The following is a 1,017-nucleotide window of genomic DNA, read 5'->3' as shown; positions in this document are numbered from 1 at the left end:
AGGATATTCTCAGAACCTGCGCATGCAGGGGCAATACCTGGACCGTGAGACAGGGCTGCACTACAATCTGTTCCGGTATTATGACCCGGACTGCGGAAGATTTACGCAGCAGGACCCGATAGGGCTGGCGGGGGGGATAAATCTTTACCAGTATGCGCCGAATGCGCTGGGGTGGGTGGATCCGTGGGGGTTGACGCCTAACACATTGATTCACTACACGATTGAAGAAGGCATGAAGGGTATCATGGAAAGTGGTGTGATTAGACCTTCATCAGGAGATATACATGCCCGCTTCGGGGACGGACAATATTTCACTAATATCAGACCTGAAATGATTGGCGGACGAACACTCAAAGATGTTGGTGGAACAGGAAAAATGTCTCTCGGCCAATTAGCAGCTGATATATATGGTGATGCGAGAAAATTAAAAGGTATAAGTCATTTTGTCGAAATAGATGTTACTGGCTTAGATGTGATTGAACCCCGGAAAAACACGTTCTTGATCTTAAACACGAAAGATCTCGATGTCTCTAAAAGAATTGTTAAAAGTGGGGGGAGTTGTGGTTGAGGTAAAAAAATATTATAAAGGAAGTGTTGATTTTATTTCAGGTGAAGGAGTTATTCTCAATGAATTCATAGGAGAGATTGCCACACGACAAATAAATATTATAGATGGTGATTATTATGCCTCTTCTTCTTTGCTAGATAAAAACGATAAAGTTGGTTTTCTGCTGTATGATGGTAAAAAAAGCGATCTGGACTTAAGTGATGCTGAGGAAATTTCGAATGAGGAATTTGAAACTTTCTGGCAAACATCAACGAGTTCATTGCAAGGAAAAAAGAAAATAAAGTACTTGTCTGGAGATGCTGCAGAACCTTTGAAAAAATCCACAGTTATCGCTCATATTGTGAATAATAAAGGGAAATGGGGTAAAGGTTTTGTTCTGTCCCTTTCAAATAAATATCCTCTTGCAAAGGAATATTATCTTAATAGCTTCAAAGGAAATAACATCCCAG

1 protein-coding gene and 1 pseudogene are annotated in these 1,017 nt (G+C 40.6%); both read left to right on the top strand.

Features of this window, described 5'->3' with window-relative positions; genetic code table 11:
• Window positions 1–568, top strand: a 568-nt coding sequence (locus DEO48_RS09925; RefSeq protein WP_309136805.1) for an RHS repeat-associated core domain-containing protein, incomplete at its 5' end; no start/stop codon positions are given.
• A pseudogene (locus DEO48_RS09920) lies at window positions 525–1,017 on the top strand (Appr-1-p processing protein); the annotation flags it as partial. The gene DEO48_RS09925 and the pseudogene DEO48_RS09920, both read left to right, overlap by 44 nt.

Origin of the sequence: Enterobacter sp. CGMCC 5087, assembly GCF_003144775.1 — a bacterium.
Classification (GTDB): Bacteria; Pseudomonadota; Gammaproteobacteria; order Enterobacterales; family Enterobacteriaceae; genus Enterobacter; species Enterobacter cloacae_M.
The sequence above is the reverse complement of the archived record's forward strand: the minus strand, read 5'-3'. Positions and strand labels throughout refer to the sequence as shown.